The organism is Saccharopolyspora sp. NPDC050389, assembly GCF_040655595.1.
GTDB lineage: Bacteria > Actinomycetota > Actinomycetes > Mycobacteriales > Pseudonocardiaceae > Saccharopolyspora.
Genome location: NZ_JBFAKG010000065.1, coordinates 17,301 through 33,128, shown reverse-complemented (window position 1 = coordinate 33,128; position 15,828 = coordinate 17,301). Strand labels below are relative to the sequence as shown.

The following is a 15,828-nucleotide window of genomic DNA, read 5'->3' as shown; positions in this document are numbered from 1 at the left end:
GCACGACCTTCCGGTGCAAGCGCCACCCGGGCAATTCAGGCGCCCAGCTGGAGCGGCACGCGGGTTCTGGTGGGTCTTCTGGATGATCGGGAGTCAACCGGGAACCACTGCGACTGGGCACGGCGCGTGGTGCAGTACGCCCCGGGCCACCGATCCGATCAGCAGTCCGGTGAACCCACCGCGGCCGCGGTGGCCGACGACCAGCAGTTGCGCGTGCTCGGCGGCCTCGTGCAATGCCTGTACCGGAGGGATGTTCGACACCACCTGGCGCACGACCACCTCCGGGTAGGACGCGGTCAGAGGCGACAGCTGTTCGGTGAGTTGCTGTTTGGCGTGGGCCAGAAGTTCGTCGCGATCCGGGTGGTCGTAGGGACCTGGGATGAAGTAGGCGTTCGGCAGCGCCTGCAATGCGACCAGCTCGCTGCGCCTGCGGTTCGCGATCTCGAACGCGAATCGCAACGCCGGCCGGCATCCGGGGGAGCCGTCGACACCGGCGACGACCGGGCCCGGCAGATCCGCACCGCCGCTCGGTACGACGACCACCGGGGACGAGGCGTGCGTGGCGACCGCGGCGCTGGTCGAACCGAGCAACGTGTCCCGGAACGCGCCTTGTCCTCGGGATCCCACCACGACGAGCCGCGCGGAATCCGATCGGTGCACCAGTTCTTCGGCGGGGTGGCCGTAGGTGACCTCCTCGGAGATTTCGAGCTCGGTCACGGCCTCCTGGCAGCGGCTGCCGATGTCGCGCACCACTTCCTCGGCGTACGGCTTTCGGATGGGGTCGTTGTTGACCAGGACCAGGAGCAGCGGTGCCGACAGGAGTCGCGCTTCGCCCGCAGCCCACAACGCCGCCTGCATGGACGATTCGGAGCCGTCGACGCCGGCCACGATGGGCTGTTTCGCTCGCGTCATGCCTCGCGCCTTCCGCGATGGTCGTGCCACAACGCCGACCACGCTGCCAACCACGGTCGCCGTGCGGATAGGGCCGATCGGCCCTGGAGCCCGGCAACCTCGTTACGAATAAGGTGAGGCTTGCCTGAGTTCTTCCTTGTTGAAGGAATTTGCGAATGTTGTTCGGAAATGCGTTGATCGGACTGCGGGAAGGGCTGGAGGCCGTTCTCGCCTCGTCGAGCTGGCCGCGCAGCTGGGCGGCCAGGGTTCGGCTGGCGCGGCGCATCCATGGCGTCGGCGACGCGGTCGAGCCGGTCCGAGGTGAGAACGACGTCGGCGGCCTCCGATGACGCGGTCGCGCCGCGTGCGCCCATCGCGATCCCGACCGTCGCCGCTGCCAGGGCGGGGGCGTCGTTGACGCCGTCGCCGACCATGATGGTGGTCGCCGTTTCGCTTTCATCGCGGACGCGCGCGACCTTCTCCGCGGGGGTCTGCTCCGCGTGCACCCAGTCCAATCCCAGCACCCGGGCGGGTTCGGTGCGGTCGCCGGTGAGCATGACCAGGCGGCGCAGCCCGGCTTTCCGCAACCGTCTGAGGGTCCTGGGGGCGTCCCGGCGCAGAGGATCGCGCAGCAGCACGGCGCCCCGGAGTTCGCCTTCGAAGCTGACCCAGGCGATGGCGGCGGCGTCGAGCATGGCTCGGTTCAGCACGGCGTCGGTCCAGCGGGGCCTGCTTTCGGGCAGTGCGAGTTTGCCGACTTCGACGCGTTTGCCGTCGACGATGCCCGTCATTCCTCGGCCAGGTTGTTCCGACGCGTCGCGCGGTGGGGTCAGCGTGAGCTGCTGTCGGCGAGCGTGCGCGACGATGGCTTCGGCGAGGATGTGCGGGGACGCTTGGTCCAGCGAGGCGGCCAGCCGGAGCACCTCCTCCGCGTCGACCACCGGGGCGGCGATGACATCGACGACGGTTGGGCGTCCTGCAGTCAGGGTGCCGGTCTTGTCCATGATCCCGGTGGTGGCGTGGCCGAGGTTCTCCAGCGCCGTGCCGTCGCGGATGATCACCCCGATCCGGGAGGCTCGGGACATGCCGGACACGACGGCCACCGGGACCGCCAGCAGCAGCGGGCAGGGCGTGGCGACCACCAACACGGCGACCGCGCCGACCGGGGAGCCCGTGATCAGCCCACGCGGCGCCGGCCAGGAGCAAGGCCAGGGGCAGGAACCACGCCGCGTACCTGTCGGCGAGCCGGACGACGGGTGCCCGCTCTGCACCGGCCTGCCGTGCCAACCGCACGATCCCGGCGTACGTGCTCTCTTCGGCGACGGCACTGACCCGCAGGTCGAAGGCTGGCCCTGCGTTGACGCCGCCGCTGCGCACGGGCTCTCCGGCAACCCGCTCGATGTGGGCGGACTCGCCGGTCAGCACCGCCTCGTCGAGGACTGCGACACCGCCGCCGACGCAGCCGTCCACCGGCACGACCTCGCCGGGGCTCACCAGCAGCAGGTCACCGGCGCGCACCTGGTCCACGGCAACCGTTTCGAGCGCATCACCTGTGTACCGATGTGCGAAGCGGGGCGCGTGTTCCAGCAACGCGCGCAGGTCGTGGGAGGCCCGGCGCTGCGCTGCGGAGTCCAGAGCCTGCCCGGAGGTCAGCATGACCGCGATCAGCGATCCGGCGAGGTACTCGTGAACCATGAGAGTGCCGCCGAGCGAGAGCACGGCGATGAGGTCGACCCCGGTGCGGCCGCGCCACAACGCGAGAGCCATCCACGCCAGCGCGGGCACGATGGCGACCGCGGTTCCGGCCATCCACGCCGCATCCGCCGTCCCGGTAGCGCCCACCGCCCAGGCGATGACGCCGATCAGCAACGCACTCGTCGTGACAGCGAGGAGGGCCGGCTCGAACCAAGGCCGAAGGCCGTGTGCGGCGTGCTGCTGCGCTGAGCGTGGTTCGGACATGACCGGCATACCCCCGCGGTCAGGCCTACCCCGCGCGGCACGCAACCACACCTGAGCCGGGTGACGCAAAGCACCGTGACCGAGTGACGAAGGACCTGCTCAGAGGGCTGTCAACGGCCCGCATGCTGAAAGCGGATCCGGGGAATGCGCCCGGTTTGATCGTTCGCGAGGAGAATAGCTGATGGACCAGGTTGGCGTTGTTGCGGCGCCGTTGCACGGGGCTGCTCTGGACAGGGCGACGCGGTCCCGGCAAGACCTGCTTGCCGCGGTGCCGTTGCACGAGCTCATCCCGGAGCCGCGCGAATCGGTGGGTGGCATGCGGTTGGTGGTCAGTCGCGGGCCTGCGGCGGGGGCCGAGTTCGCGATCAGCGCGGCGCTGACGTTGGTCGGGCGGCACCGCGACTGCGACATCGTGATCGACGATGTGACCGTGTCCCGGTACCACGCCGAACTGGCGGTGCACGACGGCCGGTGCGTCCTGGTGGACGGCGGATCCCTCAACGGCACCTACGTCAACCGGCGTTCCGTGGAGTCGGCGGAGCTGGCCGACGGTGACGAGATCTGGATTGGGAAGATGCGGTTCACCTTCCGCGCCGGCGACGGGGAGGCTGGCGGCATCACGACCAAGCGGTGAGGACTCCACTGCGGAGCCCACTGATGAGTCCACTGTGGTGGTTCGCGGTGGCCCGCATCGCCCCAACAGCTACCCGGCCCGATGCGGTAGCTCGCTGCCATCGCCGAGCCCCGTGCGCGGCGGACGATCTTACTCGCCGCCCTTTTGTATGTATGAGCGTACGAATTCCGCTGCGTTCTCCTCCAGGACGTCGTCGATCTCGTCCAGCATTGCTTCCGTGTTGTCCTCGAGCTTGTCCCGCCGATCCTGACCGGAGGGTGTTGGATCGGTTGGCTCATCGTCGTCATGACGGCCGTGGCGTTGCGGCTTTTCCTGGCGCATCCTCTGCCTCCCCGCAGGTGGGCCCTAGGCGGTGCTTCTGGAAGCTGGCTGCTCGTGGACCGAGCGGGCCGAAGGCCGTAGGCAAGTGTCACGAGATCTGATTGCGGCCATCTAGGGCCCAACGGCCTCTTCTCGCAATCCTGGCGTCCATCGAGCTTCCCTTGATGCCGATCGGCACGGTTGCGTTCCTCTGCTTGGCGGCAGTGCTGGGAGCCGGTGCGGGTGCCGTGTTCGCGTTGGTCGGAAGGCTCGCGCCGGCGGGCAAGGTCGGAGCGGTGACCGGCGTTGTGGGGGCTGCCGGTGGTCTGGGTGGTTTCTTCCCGCCTCTGGTGATGGGTTCGATCTACGGGGCCGTGGGTGATTACACCTTCGGGCTGGTGCTGCTGGCGGCAACAGCGTTGCTGTGTGCACTCCTGGCCTATACCGCGTTGCGGCGCAGGGCCGCTGAACAGGATTAGCCGGCGGGGTCGGCGTGCGCAACCGGCATGGAGTGGCGGATCGTGCTGGATCCTGGCTCCCGCTGCGATCCTCTCCAGCGGCCGTTGTTCAGGGGGCGAACGTAGTCGGGTCGGCGCCGCGCGTTGGGCGTTCGAGGGAGAAGCGGGCGGTTTCGCCGGGGCCCAGGCAGACCGTTCGAGAGCCGCAGGTGCAGGTGATGGGGAGCCGCTTCTTGCCCGGTGTGGTGCGGATGGTGGCGGTGCGGCCGGTGACCTTGATGGTGACGGGTTGCCCCTGGTAGTGGATGGACAACTCCAGCGGGCCGAGTTCGGTGGGCCATAGCGGGTTGAGGCGGAGGGAGTCGTCGCGGATCTCGATGCCGGCGAAGCAGCGTTGCAGGAGGTCGATGCTGCCGGCCATGGCGGCGAGGTGGATGCCTTCGCTGGTGGTGCCGTGCTGGGTGTCGTGGAGGTCGCTGGCCAGTACGCGGTCGAAGAACTCCATTGCTTGGTGTCGGCGGCTGCGGGCGAGCACCCAGGCGTGCACGACGGCGCTGAGGGTGGAACCGTGGCAGGTGCGCTGCTGGTAGTACTCGATGTTCCTGGGGATCGTCTCCGGCGGCATGGGGTAGCCGAGCCTGCCGAGGATGTCTTCGAGTTCTTCGGCGGATAGCAGGTAGAACAGCATCAGCACGTCGGCTTGCTTGGACGCCTGGTAGCGGTTGGGGTCGTCGTCCTCCGCCTCCAGGATGCGGTCGAGGCGCTGGATGTCGCCGTAGCGCTGCCGATAGGCGTCCCAGTCGAGTTCGGCCAGCCGGTCGTAGCCGTCGAACTGGCTGATGATCCCATCGCCGTGGAACGGCACGAACATGCGTTGCGAGATCCGCTTCCAGCGGTCGATCTCGGCGTGGCGGATCTCCAGGGCGTCGATGAGTTCTCCGCGCCGCTGGTCGGGCAGTTCGTGGAGGACGTGCACGGCGGTGCGGCACAGCCAGGCGGTCATGACGTTGGTGTAGGCGTTGTTGTCGATTCCTGGCCGATCCCGCCCGGGGTAGGCGGTGTGGTACTCGTCGGGCCCCACGACACCGAGGATGGCGTACCGGTCGCGGCTGCGGTCGTAGTGCGTGAGGGAGGAGAAGAACCGCGCGATTTCCAGGATCATCTCGGCCCCGAAGTCGCTGAGGAACTCCTCGTCCCCGCTGGCCTGGTAGTAGTGCCAGGCGTTGTATGCGATGGCGATCCCGATGTGCCGCTGGAGGTGCGTGTGGTCGGGCAGCCAGTTGCCCGAGCGGGGGTTGAGGTGCAGGCGCTGGCTTTCTTCCCGGCCGTTGCTGCCGCTTTGCCAGGGGAACATCGCACCAGAGAATCCCGCGTCATGGGCCGCCTTCCGCGCCTGTGGCAGTCGGCGGCAGCGGTACGTGAGCAGAGCACGGGCCAGCCGCGGCATGCGCAGGTTGAGGGTGGGCAGGACGAACAGTTCGTCCCAGAAGATGTGGCCGCGGTAGGCCTCGCCATGCAACCCGCGCGCCGGCACACCGGCGTCGAGGTCGGCGGTGTTCGGCGAGATGGTCTGCAACAGGTGGAACAGGTGAAGGTGCACGGCCTCTTGCGCGCCATCGCTCATCGATAGTCCATAGTGGAAACGGTGGTGCAGACGTGCCCACGCCAGGCTGTGCGATCGGGTCAGTTCGTCGAATCCGGCGGCGTCGCGCACGTCGTTGACGGCTTCCGTGACGGGTTCGGTGCTGGCGCGGTCCAGCGAGGTGTGCAGCGAGACGATCTTCTCCACCCGCACTTCGGCATGCTGCGCGACGTCCAGCGCCAGGTCGTGGGCGATCAGGTCGTCCTGCCTGATCAGGGACTGGTCGACGGCGACGAGCTCGCCGTCCACGAACACCCGGAACCGCGCGGCTTCGGCGATGCGGATGCGGGACTGGGACGTTCGTGCGTGCAGGACGGTGATGTTCGGTGCGACTTCGAAGGTCTGGTGGTCGACGAGGTGGTGTCCCTCGAGGTCTCGGTAGCGGGCGACGCCGCAGTTGGTCACGCGGCCGTCGATGCCGCAGCGGAACGTGATCGTGCCTGACCAGTCCTCGGCGACGAGCGTGGTTTCCAGGCCGGCGAGGTGTGGTCGGGACATGTGCACGAACCGGCGCTGCACTACGCGCGTCGTCCGTGCCTGCCGATCGCGGAAGCGCAACCGGCGGACCAGGATGCCGCGTTCGAGGTCGAGTTCCTGGTCGTGGTGGAGCACTTCGACCTGCGCCAGGTCGAACCACGAGCCGTCGTCGATGCGGAAGGTCAACAGCAACCAGTTCGGCATGTTCACCAGCGCCTCGTTCTCCACTTCGTGACCAGCGACGGTCGTGGTGAGCCGGTTGTAGCAGCCGGCTACGTAGGTGCCGGGATAGTGCGCGCCGTCGGCACGGGATTCCGGTGCGGCCCCGCGCGTGGCGAAATACCCGTTGCCCAGCGTGCACAACGCTTCCCGGCGACCTTCATCACCGGGGTCGAAGTCGCGGAAGCCGAACAGCCAGGGATTCATGCGGTCTCCGCCAAGGACGCGAAGCGGGCGAGCAGCGCGATCAGCGAGCGCGGGTCGTCGACGGAATAGTGGGCCCAGGTCAGGCGGTCGCCGTGTTCGGCGCTGCGCACGACGAGGCCGATGCCGTCCTCGTGGATCTCGCGCAGGGCGTCCTCGTCGGTGTAGTCGTCACCGGCGAAAACGGGAACGACGGCGGTGCCCGACAGCCCCATGCGATCCAGCAGCCAGCGCAGCGCCCGGCCCTTGTTCCAGTCGATGTCCGGCAGCAGCTCGACCACGCGACGTCCCTGCGCTGTGCGGAGCGAGGGGAACGCGCCGCCGATGCGGTCCACAGTGGATATCACGTGGTCGACGTCGTCCGGTCGGACGTTGCGGTAATGCACCGCAAGGGCGAACCGCTTGCGGTCGACACGGGCCCCGGGGACAGGTTCCAGTTCGCTGGAAAGGAGACGCTCGGCGTCGTCGAGATCAGGCAGCGCCGAGTCACCAGCTTGCTGCGTGATCGGCGCGTCGTCGGGACCGGCGAGTTCGAATCCGTGGCTCCCCGCGTACCACAGGCCGTCGATGCGGACACGACGGCGCACGTCCTGCAGGTCTCGGCCGCTCAGTATCGCCACGGGGCAGTTCCGGGCGAGCCGCTGCAGGACCTCCCTGGCCTTCAACGGCATGGTGACCTTGGTGGGGTCGTCGCGGATTGGGGCGAGGGTGCCGTCGAAGTCCAGCAGCAGCACGGGTCGGCGACCCTGCAGGCGGTCGGCGATCTCGTCCCATCGGTCGAGTCCGTCGGGGACCTCGGACAGCCGTCGCTCGGCGGATTCTGCGACGGAAACGTCGCTGAGCGCGGACACGACGGCGTCGGCACCCGCTTCCATCAGTCGGCTCGGCGGGCCGGTTCGGGCAACCCCGATGACGAGGCCGAAACCTCCGATCCTGGCGGCCTGGACCCCGGCTTGGGCGTCTTCGACGACCACGGACGCCGAGGCCGGCGTGTCGAGCCGCCGCGCCGCTTCAAGGAAGACCGCGGGATCGGGTTTGCCGGGCAACCCCAGTTCGTCGGCGAGCACACCGTCGACGCGGACGTCGAACAGCTGTGCCGCACCGGCCTGCTCCAGCACCCGGGCGCAGTTGCGGCTGGCGGAGATGACCGCGGTCCGGATGCCGTGGCGGCGCAGCGAGCCGATCAGCGGCTCGGCGTCGCCGAACAGCAGCGCGCCCGTCGAGGCAAGCGCATCGCGGAAGTATCGGTCCTTGAGCTTTCCGAGCCCGTGCCCGGTTTCCAGGCTGATGTCGTCGTCCGCGCTGCCGCGCGGCAGCGTGATGCCGCGCGAGCCCAGGAAGTCCAGCACCCCGTCCACCCGCGGTTTGCCGTCCACGTACTGGGTGTAATCGGCGTCGCTGAACGGCCGGTGATCTTCCCCTGGCGTGCGCGTGCGGTCCGCCAGGTACCGGTCGAACAGCCGTTTCCACGCGGCAGAGTGCACTGAGGCGGTATCGGTGATCACCCCGTCCATGTCGAACAGCACCGCACGGTGATGGCAAGGATCGATGTTCGTGGTGACCATGCCGACTCCGGTTTTCCGCACCGCCCAGGCCGTGGGTGGCACGAGTGCCACGTGCTCGTCGGGTACCCGGGCGGCTGCACGAATCCACCGCCGAGGCGAGGTGACCACCAGGCGCGCTCATCCGGTGAGTGCGATACCTGTCGCCACGGCGACGGCCGGGAGGACCAGCAGCGCCGCCAGGCGCGCAGCGAAGCGCGGCCCGCCCGCCGCGGCGGCGAGGACGAGCTTGATCAGGGTGTTGCTCAGCAGGGCGGCTCCGACGCCCAGCACGGCGACGCCGGTGGGAATGACGGTGCTGGCCAGCGTGGCGGTTGCGACGGCGGTGGTGTGGGTGTCGGCGAGGCCGCCGATGAAGGCGGCGGCGAGGACGCCCCGCCCGCCGAGCAGATCGGCGGCTGCGCGGGTGACCAGCAGGAGCAGGACCAGCAGGAGTGTCAGGGAGAGCGTGATCCGCAGGGACAGCGGTCGCTGGAATCCGGGCGTCTTGCGAGCCTCCGCGGCGGCGTCCTCGTCCCGGCTCGATTCGGCGGTGCGGGGTTCGGCTCGGCTCGACCGCCAGGTGAGCCAGCCTGCCTCGGCCAGCAGCACGAGCACACCGGCAATCGCTGCGGGAAGCAGCCGGACGGCCACCGGTGGACTGGCGACCGCGGTGACTGCGATGAGTTGGACGAGTGTCGCCACACTCGCGGCCAGCACTGCGGGCAGCACCGCTACCTGGACTCCCCGGACGGATCGGCGAGCGAGGACGACGGTGGTCGCTGAGGCGGACACGAAGCCACCGAGGAATCCGACGACGAGCAATCCTTGGCGTTCGCCGAGTGCCCGGGCGGACACGTACCCGGCCCAGCCGATGACGGTGATCGCGATGACCAGCAACCAGATCCTGGACGGGTTGAGCACTCCGTAGGGGCCGAGCGGTTGGTCGGGGAGCAGGGGGTAGATCACGAAGGCCACGACGAACAACCGGATGGCGTCGGCGATGTCCTCGTCGGTGACCAGCCGGGTCGCGAAGCGGTGCAGCGGCCGTTTCGCGGCCAGCAGCGCCACTATGGCGACAGCGATCGGCACGGCCCAGGTCGGCTGGGTCCAGGCCAGCGCGCCGAGCAGGACAGTGGCGATCGCGGCCACTTCGGTCGTGGCGCCGACGTCGGTTTCGGCGGAGGCGCGTGCGGTGAGCACGTACCAGGCGATGACCAGCACGCTCGCGGCGCTGACCGTGACGATCAGCACGGCCGGGCCCAGTGCCGCGGCGATCGCGCCCGCCACGCCCAGCAGCGAGAAGGTCCTGGATCCAGCCGGGCGGAACTTCTCGCCGGCGATGCTGTGCTCCCGCTCCAGGCCCAGCAGCAGTCCGATCGCCAGGGCGGTGGCGAAGTGAACGAGCGCGGTTGTCGTGTCCAATGGCGGAGGTTCCTTGTCGCCGGTCGCCTCGGGGAGGTGGCGCACCGCCGGTGCCCGAAGGCCGTTGGCATCGCAGGATCTACCTCAGTGCTGCCACCACACCACCTCGCCTGCCGGCCGTTGTCACCCGCCAGCATTCGCATCACGATTGCCCGCCGCATAGGGGCGTTGGTCGATGACTGCGGCGTGGACGATTCGGGCCGGTGTGCGATCTCGGGGCCCGGCGGGTAGACCCGGCTTTGACTGTTGGGCTGGGATATCGGGGGAGTCATGAGCGAGCGCGAACCGCGGGTCGTCGTCGGGGTGGATGGCTCGCCGGGCTCGCGAGCGGCGTTGCGATGGGCGGTGCGTTACGCGGAGCAGTGCGGTGGTGAGATCACCGCGTTGATGGCGTGGTCCGCTCCGGTGTTCGTCGAGGCCATGCCAATGCCGCCGATCGTTTCGGATGACGAGTCGAGGGCACGTGCGGAATGGGAGCTCCGGAAGGCCGTTGACGAAACCACGGCCCTGTTGGCGACGTCAGCACGCGTTCGTCGTGAGGTGGTTCGCGGCCATGCAGCACGAGCCCTGCTGGATCGAGCCCGGGGTGCGGACCTCCTGGTGGTGGGAAGTCGTGGTCATGGTGGATTCGGCGGGGTGCTCCTGGGATCGGTGAGCATGCACTGCGTGAGCCATGCGCACTGCCCGGTGGTCGTTGTTCACCCTGACGATGGATGACCGGAGCTCACGGGTCGCGTCGCGTTCGAGTGGCTGCGCCGGAACCGAGGAGCCGAAACCTCCGCGTCCGAATGCGGCGAGCCGTCGACGCCTGTCACGACGGGACGAGGCGTTGTCATCGCAGGCCCTCTCGTTGTCAGTCCGCGTGGTCGTCCAGGAGGTCGTGGAGCAGTTCGTGAACCGGGCGTCTGCCCGTCGGTGATGGTCCACGCGCGGTGGTGGGCCAGCCGATCCGGAGTGCGACCTGCGGATAGCCCGCGTCGGCCAGCACTTCGCGGCGAACCGCGTTGCGGGTTTGTTCGATTTCGAAGGCCTCGCTGAGCGGACTGCTGGCCAGGCCTTCCAATTCCGCAGTGCACAGAACAGCGCTGATGGCTTCGCCCGCGATCAGGTGCGCCGCCGGGTCATCCGTGGACGTGCTGACCAGGAGGATGCATCCGGCGTGCTGCGCGGATCCGGTTTCTTCATGGGCTATCGCAACGCGCCCGAAGTCGCGCAAAACGATGTCGCCGTACTGCGCGCCGGGTTGCGGCGCTGCGGGCTCTGGCACGCCCACGGCCGTCCCTTCGCTCAACCCGGTCCACGCGGCGAGTTCGGCTCGGTAGTCCTCTTGAGCGCCGTGTAGCGCTGCCGCTTTCGCAAACGCCCGAGCCAGGGCGTACCGGTCATCGCCTTCAGCCACCAAGACCTTCGCACCGACCTCTTCGCCGGCCAGAACGAGCTCATCGAGAATGCGGCTGGGCACCGCCTCCGGTGCGTATTGGCGACGATCGGTTCGCCTCCTCCCGGCTGCGCCGGCAAGAGCCACCTCGGCCTGGGAAGGATCCGCAGAACCAACGATGTCAATCGTCGCCAGCTGATCTGGTGCTGCTGGGTCGGGCAATCGGCGGACGCGGGCCTGCCGGCCAAGAGCCCTCAGGGCGAGGACCGCGTGATGTACCGCGGCCCCGCAGCTGATCGTCAACTCCCGGAAAACGGGATCGGTGACCGGCAACCCACGAGACCTATCGAGCAGCAGGTGCAATAACTCGGTGCCGATCTGCCACCGCCACGGCTGAACGTTGAACAGCGACGGTGCACGTGTAGCGAGCGCGACAGCTGCCTCCAGCACGTCGCGATCGGAGCCTTCGTACAGCGAGCACACCTGCGGCCGCCGGAACTACCTACCGCGAGGGCTACTTCCCGACACGTGCGACGGGAATTTCCTTGCGTGCTTCGGTTTCTCGTCGTGGCATGTGGATGGTCAGGATTCCCGCTTCGTACTCGGCCTTGATGTCTTCGGTGTTGCAGCTGGTCGGCAGCAGCAGGGTGCGGCTGAAGGTGCCGTAGTGGAACTCGCTGTGCCGGTCGGTGCGTTCTTCGTGCTTGCGTTCGGCGTTGATCTTGAGCTGGTTGCCTTCGACGTTGATGTGGATGTCCTTCTCCGGGTCCACGCCGGGCAGCTCGCAGCGGACCACGAACTCGCCCTTGTCGGCGTAGGTTTCCACCCGCATCGCGTGCCGTTCCCCGAACGGCCACTCGGTTTCGAACATCTGGAAGATGTCGGGCAAGCCCATTCCCGGCCTCGGCAACAAGCTGGTCATGATTTCCTCCAAGCTAGCCGATCCCCGGTTTCTTCACTGTCGGCGTGAGCGCCGACGAGTGCTAGGGCCGGTCGGCCCCGTTATCGGCTGACGTGAACGTGGTACCCACGCGGCAGCGAGCCGGAAACCGGTGACCCTGTCCGCGATGCGCCAGCATTGGCCGTGGGGGTGGGCGTGATGGCTGGAAGGGCAGTTCCGTCGCAGGAGACGGTCCGTTCGGCGCTGGCGCTGGCGTGCCGGGCGCCGTCGGTGCACAACAGCCAACCGTGGCGGTGGAAGGTAGCGGAGCACTCGGTGCACCTCTACCTCGACAGTTCCCGGCTGCTGCCGGTCCTCGACCCGACCGGGCGGGAAATGGTGATCAGCTGCGGCGCGGCCCTGAACCACGCGCGCATCGCGTTCGCCGCTGAGGGATGGAAACTCCGGGTGCACCGGCTGCCGAACCCCGCGCAACCGGATCACCTGGCGTCGATCGAGTTCACCAGGCTGGACGAGGTTGATGAGCACGTGGTGACGCTGGCGGCTGCGGCGGCGACCCGGCGCAGCGACCGGCGGCCCGTTCCTGCAAGATCCGGTCCCGGACGAGGTCCTCGTGCCCTTGCGCGAGGTCGCGCGGCTGGAGGACTGCACGCTCACGTTCGCCTCGGACGGCAGGACACGCCGGGAGTTGGAACTGGCGATTGAACATGCGGGCTCGGAGGAGCGCCAGCGGCCGGAGTACCGGCAGGAACTCGCCGCCTGGGTGGGGCGGCATGCGACCGCGGAGGGCGTGCCGGCGCGCAGCATTCCGGCCGAACACCTGCGCGGCATGCCGGAGCGGGATTTCGCCTTGGTCGCGGAGGGGGAGCTCCCGGTGCCGATCCTGGACGACGGGGCGGTGCTGGCTACCCGTGGCGACAGCTATGAGAGCTGGCTGGCCGCAGGGGAGGCGCTGAGCGCGGTGCTGCTGAGCGCGACTGAGGAAGGGCTGGTGACCTGCCCGTTGAGCCAGATCGGCGAGGTCGCCGAGTCCCGCAACCAGGTGCGGGAACAGGTCCTCGGCGGAAACGGGTTTCCACAGCTGGCAATCCGGATCGGGTGGCCGGTCACGCACGAGTTCCCCGGACCGCTGACCCCTCGCCGCGCGCTGTCGGAAGTCGTCGAGCCACTGTTCCCACCGGAGTGAGTGCGCTCAGATCCGGGTCCGTGCCGCTTCGAGGAGAATCTTGCGCTCGGCGACATCGACCGCGCGCCGGACCGCAGGCACAGCGTCGGGGTTGACCGAGATGGACGTGATACCCAGCCGGACGAGGTGTTCGGCGAAATCCGGGTTGCTCGACGGCGCCTGCCCGCACAGTGACGAGGTGATCCCGGCGCGCCGTGCGGCGCCGATGATCTGCCCGATCGCGTCGAGCACTGCCGGGTCGGACTCGTCGAACAGCGGGGCGCACAGCTCGGAATCGCGGTCGACGCCGAGGACCAGCTGGGTGAGGTCGTTGCTGCCGATGGACACGCCGTCGATGCCGAGTCTGACGTATTCGGGTAGCCAGTGCAGGATCGAAGGCACCTCGGCCATCACCCAGCGGTGCAGCCCGCGCGCCGCGCCGAGCCGGCTGCTGTCGACCTCGGCGAGGCACTGTTCCAGCTCCCAGCGGGTACGCACGAACGGGATCATCAGATGCAGGTTCGGGGTCTGCTCGCGGACGCGGGCGAGCGCTTCGAGTTCCATGCGGAACAACGACGGGTCCCGGACGTAGCGGTAGCAACCGCGATAGCCGATCATCGGGTTGTCCTCGACCGGCTCGTAGTCGCCACCTCCGGTGAGGTGACGGAACTCGTTGCTGCGGAAGTCCGCGGTTCGGTAGACGACCGGCCGTGGAGCGAAGGCCGTGGTGATTGTGGACAGTGCGGATACCAGTGCGGTGATGGCGGATTCCTGGCCATCGCGGGCGAGGATCCGGCCGGGGTGCTCGCCGCCGAGCGCTTCGGTGAGCAGGAACTCCGCGCGCAGCAGGCCCACCCCGTCGACCGGTTGTGCAGCGACCTGCTGAGCTTGGTCGGGCATAGCCAGGTTCACGTAGATCCGGGTGGCCAGGGACTGGCTCGGGGCGGGTTCCAGTGGCTGCTCAACGCGGGCGGGCTCGCGAACCGCGCTGATGCTGCCTTCGGCCACGGTGCCGTTCGCCCCGTCAACGGTCACCGCCATGCCGTCGTGCAGCGTGGTGGTGGCTGTGCGGGCGCCGACCACGCAGGGCAGTCCGAGTTCGCGGGCGACGATGGCGGCGTGGCAGGTCATGCCGCCGCTGTCGGTGACCAGCGCGGCGGACTTGCGGATCGCGGGCAGCCAGTCCGGTGCGGTCATCGGCGCCACCAGTACCTCACCGGGGCGGAGTGCCCCGGATTCGGCAGGTGACTGGATGACCCGGACTGGGCCGGAGGCGGTGCCGAACGACGCCCCGAGCCCGGAGACCAGAACGGCACTCGTTGGCGCGCGGCGCTCAAGGGTGGTGATCGGACGGGACTGCACCAGCCACAACGTGCCGTCGGCGATGGCCCATTCCACGTCCTGCGGGCTGCCGTAGTGCTCTTCGACCTGGACCAGCAGCCGGGACAACTCACGCAGATCGGTGTCGGTGAGCACCCGTTGGTCGGTCTCGGCGGCCGCCAGATCGACGCGGGTCTGCCGGCCGGACGCATCGCGGACCACCTTGTGGTTCTTGCGACCGATGTTGAGCTGGGTGAGTCGGGAGTCGGCTTTGCGGATGGTGTAGGTGTCGGGTTCCACGGTGCCCCCGACGACGGATTCGCCGAGTCCGAAGCCGGCCTCCACCAGCATCTCCTCCCGCGACTCAGTGGCCGGGTTCGCGGTGAAGGCGACGCCGGAGCGTTCCGCATCCACCATCTGCTGAACGATCACGGCCATCGCCGGGGCTTCGTGCACCCCCTAGGCGGCCCGGTAGGCGACGGCCCGTGGGCTGAACAGCGACGCCCAGCAGTCCACTACGCGCGCGGCGAGCTCGTCGGCGCCGGCGACGTTGGTGAAGCTCTCGTTGACCCCGGCGAAGGAGATGCCCGGCGCGTCCTCGGCCGTGGCCGACGAGCGCACTGCCACCCGCAGGCCGTGATCGAGTTCGGCGTAGGCCTTGTCCAGTTCCCCGCGCATCCCGGCAGACATGCCCGCCTGGTGCACCAACTCCTGAAGTTGGGTGCACGCAGACGTCAGCCGGGCCTGGTCGTCGACCAGCTCGGTGGCCTCGGCCAACACCCGGTTGAGCTCGGCCTCGACTCCGGCCTCTCGGAGCGAGGTGTGGTAGGCGTCCGCATCGATGACGAAACCCGGCGGGACCGGGAAACCGCCCCGCGTCAGCTCGCCCAGGTTGGCGCCCTCCGGCGAAGGGCACATCGGCGAGTCCCAGCTGGGAGAACCAACGAATGGAGGGCATCACGATCTCACCGAGACGCTTCGGGGACTATTGAGCTTGAGGTGGTGAGGCAGGGATTTCGACGTGTGCGTCTCGGGGCCGGGGAAGAACAGGCTGGTGTGCCCGTCTTCGAGCCAGTGGACCAGATAGGGCGGCCCGCCGTCCGGCCCGTAGACCTCCAGGATCTGTCCCTTGCGGCGGTGGTCGTCGAGGTGGGTGCCTTCGACTACCAGCCAGTCACCCACGTCCGCACGCATGATCGGCTCGCTCCCCGACTTCCCCGAGGGACTCCGGCAGCGTCAGGTAACCGCACGGGCCCGGCCGGGATCCAGGGCCGTTCGACCCTGCATCGACGCTCGGGATGCGCGACAGTCGGG

The 15,828-nt window shown here is 68.7% G+C and carries 14 protein-coding genes and 2 pseudogenes; 5 read left to right on the top strand and 11 right to left on the bottom strand.

Annotated features, from left to right (window positions below; all coding sequences use genetic code 11):
• Positions 1-93: 93 nt before the first annotated feature.
• The 3 genes and pseudogenes from AB0I53_RS33465 to AB0I53_RS33455 all read right to left on the bottom strand — a co-directional run.
• Complete coding sequence (locus tag AB0I53_RS33465; protein ID WP_358612107.1) at positions 94-912, bottom strand: universal stress protein; 819 nt, start codon at positions 910-912, stop codon at positions 94-96.
• A complete protein-coding gene (locus AB0I53_RS33460; protein ID WP_358612104.1) occupies positions 909-1,994 on the bottom strand; it encodes an HAD-IC family P-type ATPase in 1,086 nt (361 codons plus the stop codon). Before AB0I53_RS33460 ends, AB0I53_RS33465 begins: the two co-directional genes overlap by 4 nt.
• 136 nt (positions 1,995-2,130) lie before the next feature.
• Positions 2,131-2,547, bottom strand: a pseudogene (locus AB0I53_RS33455) (heavy metal translocating P-type ATPase); the annotation flags it as partial.
• A gap of 484 nt (positions 2,548-3,031) precedes the next feature.
• On the opposite strand from AB0I53_RS33455, the gene AB0I53_RS33450 reads away from it, so the two are divergent.
• Positions 3,032-3,484, top strand: a complete 453-nt coding sequence (locus AB0I53_RS33450; RefSeq protein ID WP_132492826.1) for an FHA domain-containing protein — start codon at positions 3,032-3,034, stop codon at positions 3,482-3,484.
• Between the two features lie 129 nt (positions 3,485-3,613).
• Here AB0I53_RS33450 and AB0I53_RS33445 read toward each other — a convergent pair whose 3' ends face one another.
• Entirely contained in the window at positions 3,614-3,805 is a 192-nt protein-coding gene (locus AB0I53_RS33445; protein WP_358612101.1) for a ubiquitin-like protein Pup, read from the bottom strand.
• A gap of 164 nt (positions 3,806-3,969) precedes the next feature.
• Here AB0I53_RS33445 and AB0I53_RS33440 point away from each other — a divergent pair, with 164 nt between their 5' ends.
• A complete protein-coding gene (locus AB0I53_RS33440) occupies positions 3,970-4,263 on the top strand; it encodes a hypothetical protein (RefSeq protein ID WP_358612098.1) in 294 nt (97 codons plus the stop codon).
• An 88-nt stretch (positions 4,264-4,351) separates the two neighbouring features.
• Here the strand turns inward: AB0I53_RS33440 and AB0I53_RS33435 are convergent, their stop codons facing one another.
• From AB0I53_RS33435 to AB0I53_RS33425, 3 genes are all read right to left on the bottom strand, one after another.
• On the bottom strand, positions 4,352-6,787 hold the full coding sequence (locus AB0I53_RS33435; protein WP_358612095.1) for a glycosyl hydrolase family 65 protein: 2,436 nt from the start codon (positions 6,785-6,787) through the stop codon (positions 4,352-4,354).
• Positions 6,784-8,349: a trehalose-phosphatase gene (gene otsB, locus AB0I53_RS33430; RefSeq protein ID WP_358612092.1), complete on the bottom strand. Its 1,566-nt coding sequence runs from the start codon at positions 8,347-8,349 to the stop codon at positions 6,784-6,786. The genes AB0I53_RS33435 and otsB overlap by 4 nt, the downstream gene beginning before the upstream one ends.
• A gap of 117 nt (positions 8,350-8,466) precedes the next feature.
• The gene (locus AB0I53_RS33425; protein ID WP_358612089.1) at positions 8,467-9,750 is read right to left on the bottom strand and encodes a DUF4010 domain-containing protein; all 1,284 of its coding nucleotides are present in this window, start codon (positions 9,748-9,750) and stop codon (positions 8,467-8,469) included.
• A gap of 270 nt (positions 9,751-10,020) precedes the next feature.
• Between AB0I53_RS33425 and AB0I53_RS33420 the strand changes: the two genes are divergently transcribed.
• Positions 10,021-10,467 carry a universal stress protein gene (locus AB0I53_RS33420; RefSeq protein ID WP_358612086.1) on the top strand — a complete coding sequence of 149 codons (447 nt, stop codon included), beginning with the start codon at positions 10,021-10,023 and terminating at the stop codon, positions 10,465-10,467.
• A gap of 136 nt (positions 10,468-10,603) precedes the next feature.
• On the opposite strand, the gene AB0I53_RS33415 is transcribed toward AB0I53_RS33420, so the two are convergent.
• Positions 10,604-11,611 (bottom strand): hypothetical protein, encoded by a 1,008-nt coding sequence (locus AB0I53_RS33415; RefSeq protein WP_358612083.1) that lies wholly within the window; start codon positions 11,609-11,611, stop codon positions 10,604-10,606.
• A gap of 31 nt (positions 11,612-11,642) precedes the next feature.
• On the bottom strand, positions 11,643-12,050 hold the full coding sequence (locus AB0I53_RS33410; RefSeq protein ID WP_358612080.1) for an Hsp20/alpha crystallin family protein: 408 nt from the start codon (positions 12,048-12,050) through the stop codon (positions 11,643-11,645).
• Positions 12,051-12,227: 177 nt separating this feature from the next.
• Here AB0I53_RS33410 and AB0I53_RS33405 point away from each other — a divergent pair, with 177 nt between their 5' ends.
• Both AB0I53_RS33405 and AB0I53_RS33400 read left to right on the top strand, forming a co-directional pair.
• Positions 12,228-12,734 (top strand): hypothetical protein, encoded by a 507-nt coding sequence (locus AB0I53_RS33405; RefSeq protein WP_358612077.1) that lies wholly within the window; start codon positions 12,228-12,230, stop codon positions 12,732-12,734.
• Positions 12,643-13,215, top strand: a complete 573-nt coding sequence (locus tag AB0I53_RS33400; protein WP_358612074.1) for a nitroreductase family protein — start codon at positions 12,643-12,645, stop codon at positions 13,213-13,215. The genes AB0I53_RS33405 and AB0I53_RS33400 overlap by 92 nt, the downstream gene beginning before the upstream one ends.
• Before the next feature lie 6 nt (positions 13,216-13,221).
• Here the strand turns inward: AB0I53_RS33400 and ppsA are convergent.
• Positions 13,222-15,432, bottom strand: a pseudogene (gene ppsA / locus AB0I53_RS33395) (phosphoenolpyruvate synthase).
• Between the two features lie 39 nt (positions 15,433-15,471).
• Positions 15,472-15,708 carry a DUF1918 domain-containing protein gene (locus tag AB0I53_RS33390; protein ID WP_358612071.1) on the bottom strand — a complete coding sequence of 79 codons (237 nt, stop codon included), beginning with the start codon at positions 15,706-15,708 and terminating at the stop codon, positions 15,472-15,474.
• Between the last annotated feature and the right edge of the window lie 120 nt (positions 15,709-15,828).

Coding starts and splice junctions, on each gene's coding strand:
- AB0I53_RS33465 (WP_358612107.1), bottom strand. CDS start 912: ATGACGCGAGCGAAACAGCCCATCGTGGCCGGCGTCGACGGCTCCGAA.
- AB0I53_RS33450 (WP_132492826.1), top strand. CDS start 3,032: ATGGACCAGGTTGGCGTTGTTGCGGCGCCGTTGCACGGGGCTGCTCTG.
- AB0I53_RS33445 (WP_358612101.1), bottom strand. CDS start 3,805: ATGCGCCAGGAAAAGCCGCAACGCCACGGCCGTCATGACGACGATGAG.
- AB0I53_RS33440 (WP_358612098.1), top strand. CDS start 3,970: ATGCCGATCGGCACGGTTGCGTTCCTCTGCTTGGCGGCAGTGCTGGGA.
- AB0I53_RS33435 (WP_358612095.1), bottom strand. CDS start 6,787: ATGAATCCCTGGCTGTTCGGCTTCCGCGACTTCGACCCCGGTGATGAA.
- otsB (WP_358612092.1), bottom strand. CDS start 8,349: ATGGTCACCACGAACATCGATCCTTGCCATCACCGTGCGGTGCTGTTC.
- AB0I53_RS33420 (WP_358612086.1), top strand. CDS start 10,021: ATGAGCGAGCGCGAACCGCGGGTCGTCGTCGGGGTGGATGGCTCGCCG.
- AB0I53_RS33410 (WP_358612080.1), bottom strand. CDS start 12,050: ATGACCAGCTTGTTGCCGAGGCCGGGAATGGGCTTGCCCGACATCTTC.
- AB0I53_RS33405 (WP_358612077.1), top strand. CDS start 12,228: ATGGCTGGAAGGGCAGTTCCGTCGCAGGAGACGGTCCGTTCGGCGCTG.
- AB0I53_RS33390 (WP_358612071.1), bottom strand. CDS start 15,708: ATGCGTGCGGACGTGGGTGACTGGCTGGTAGTCGAAGGCACCCACCTC.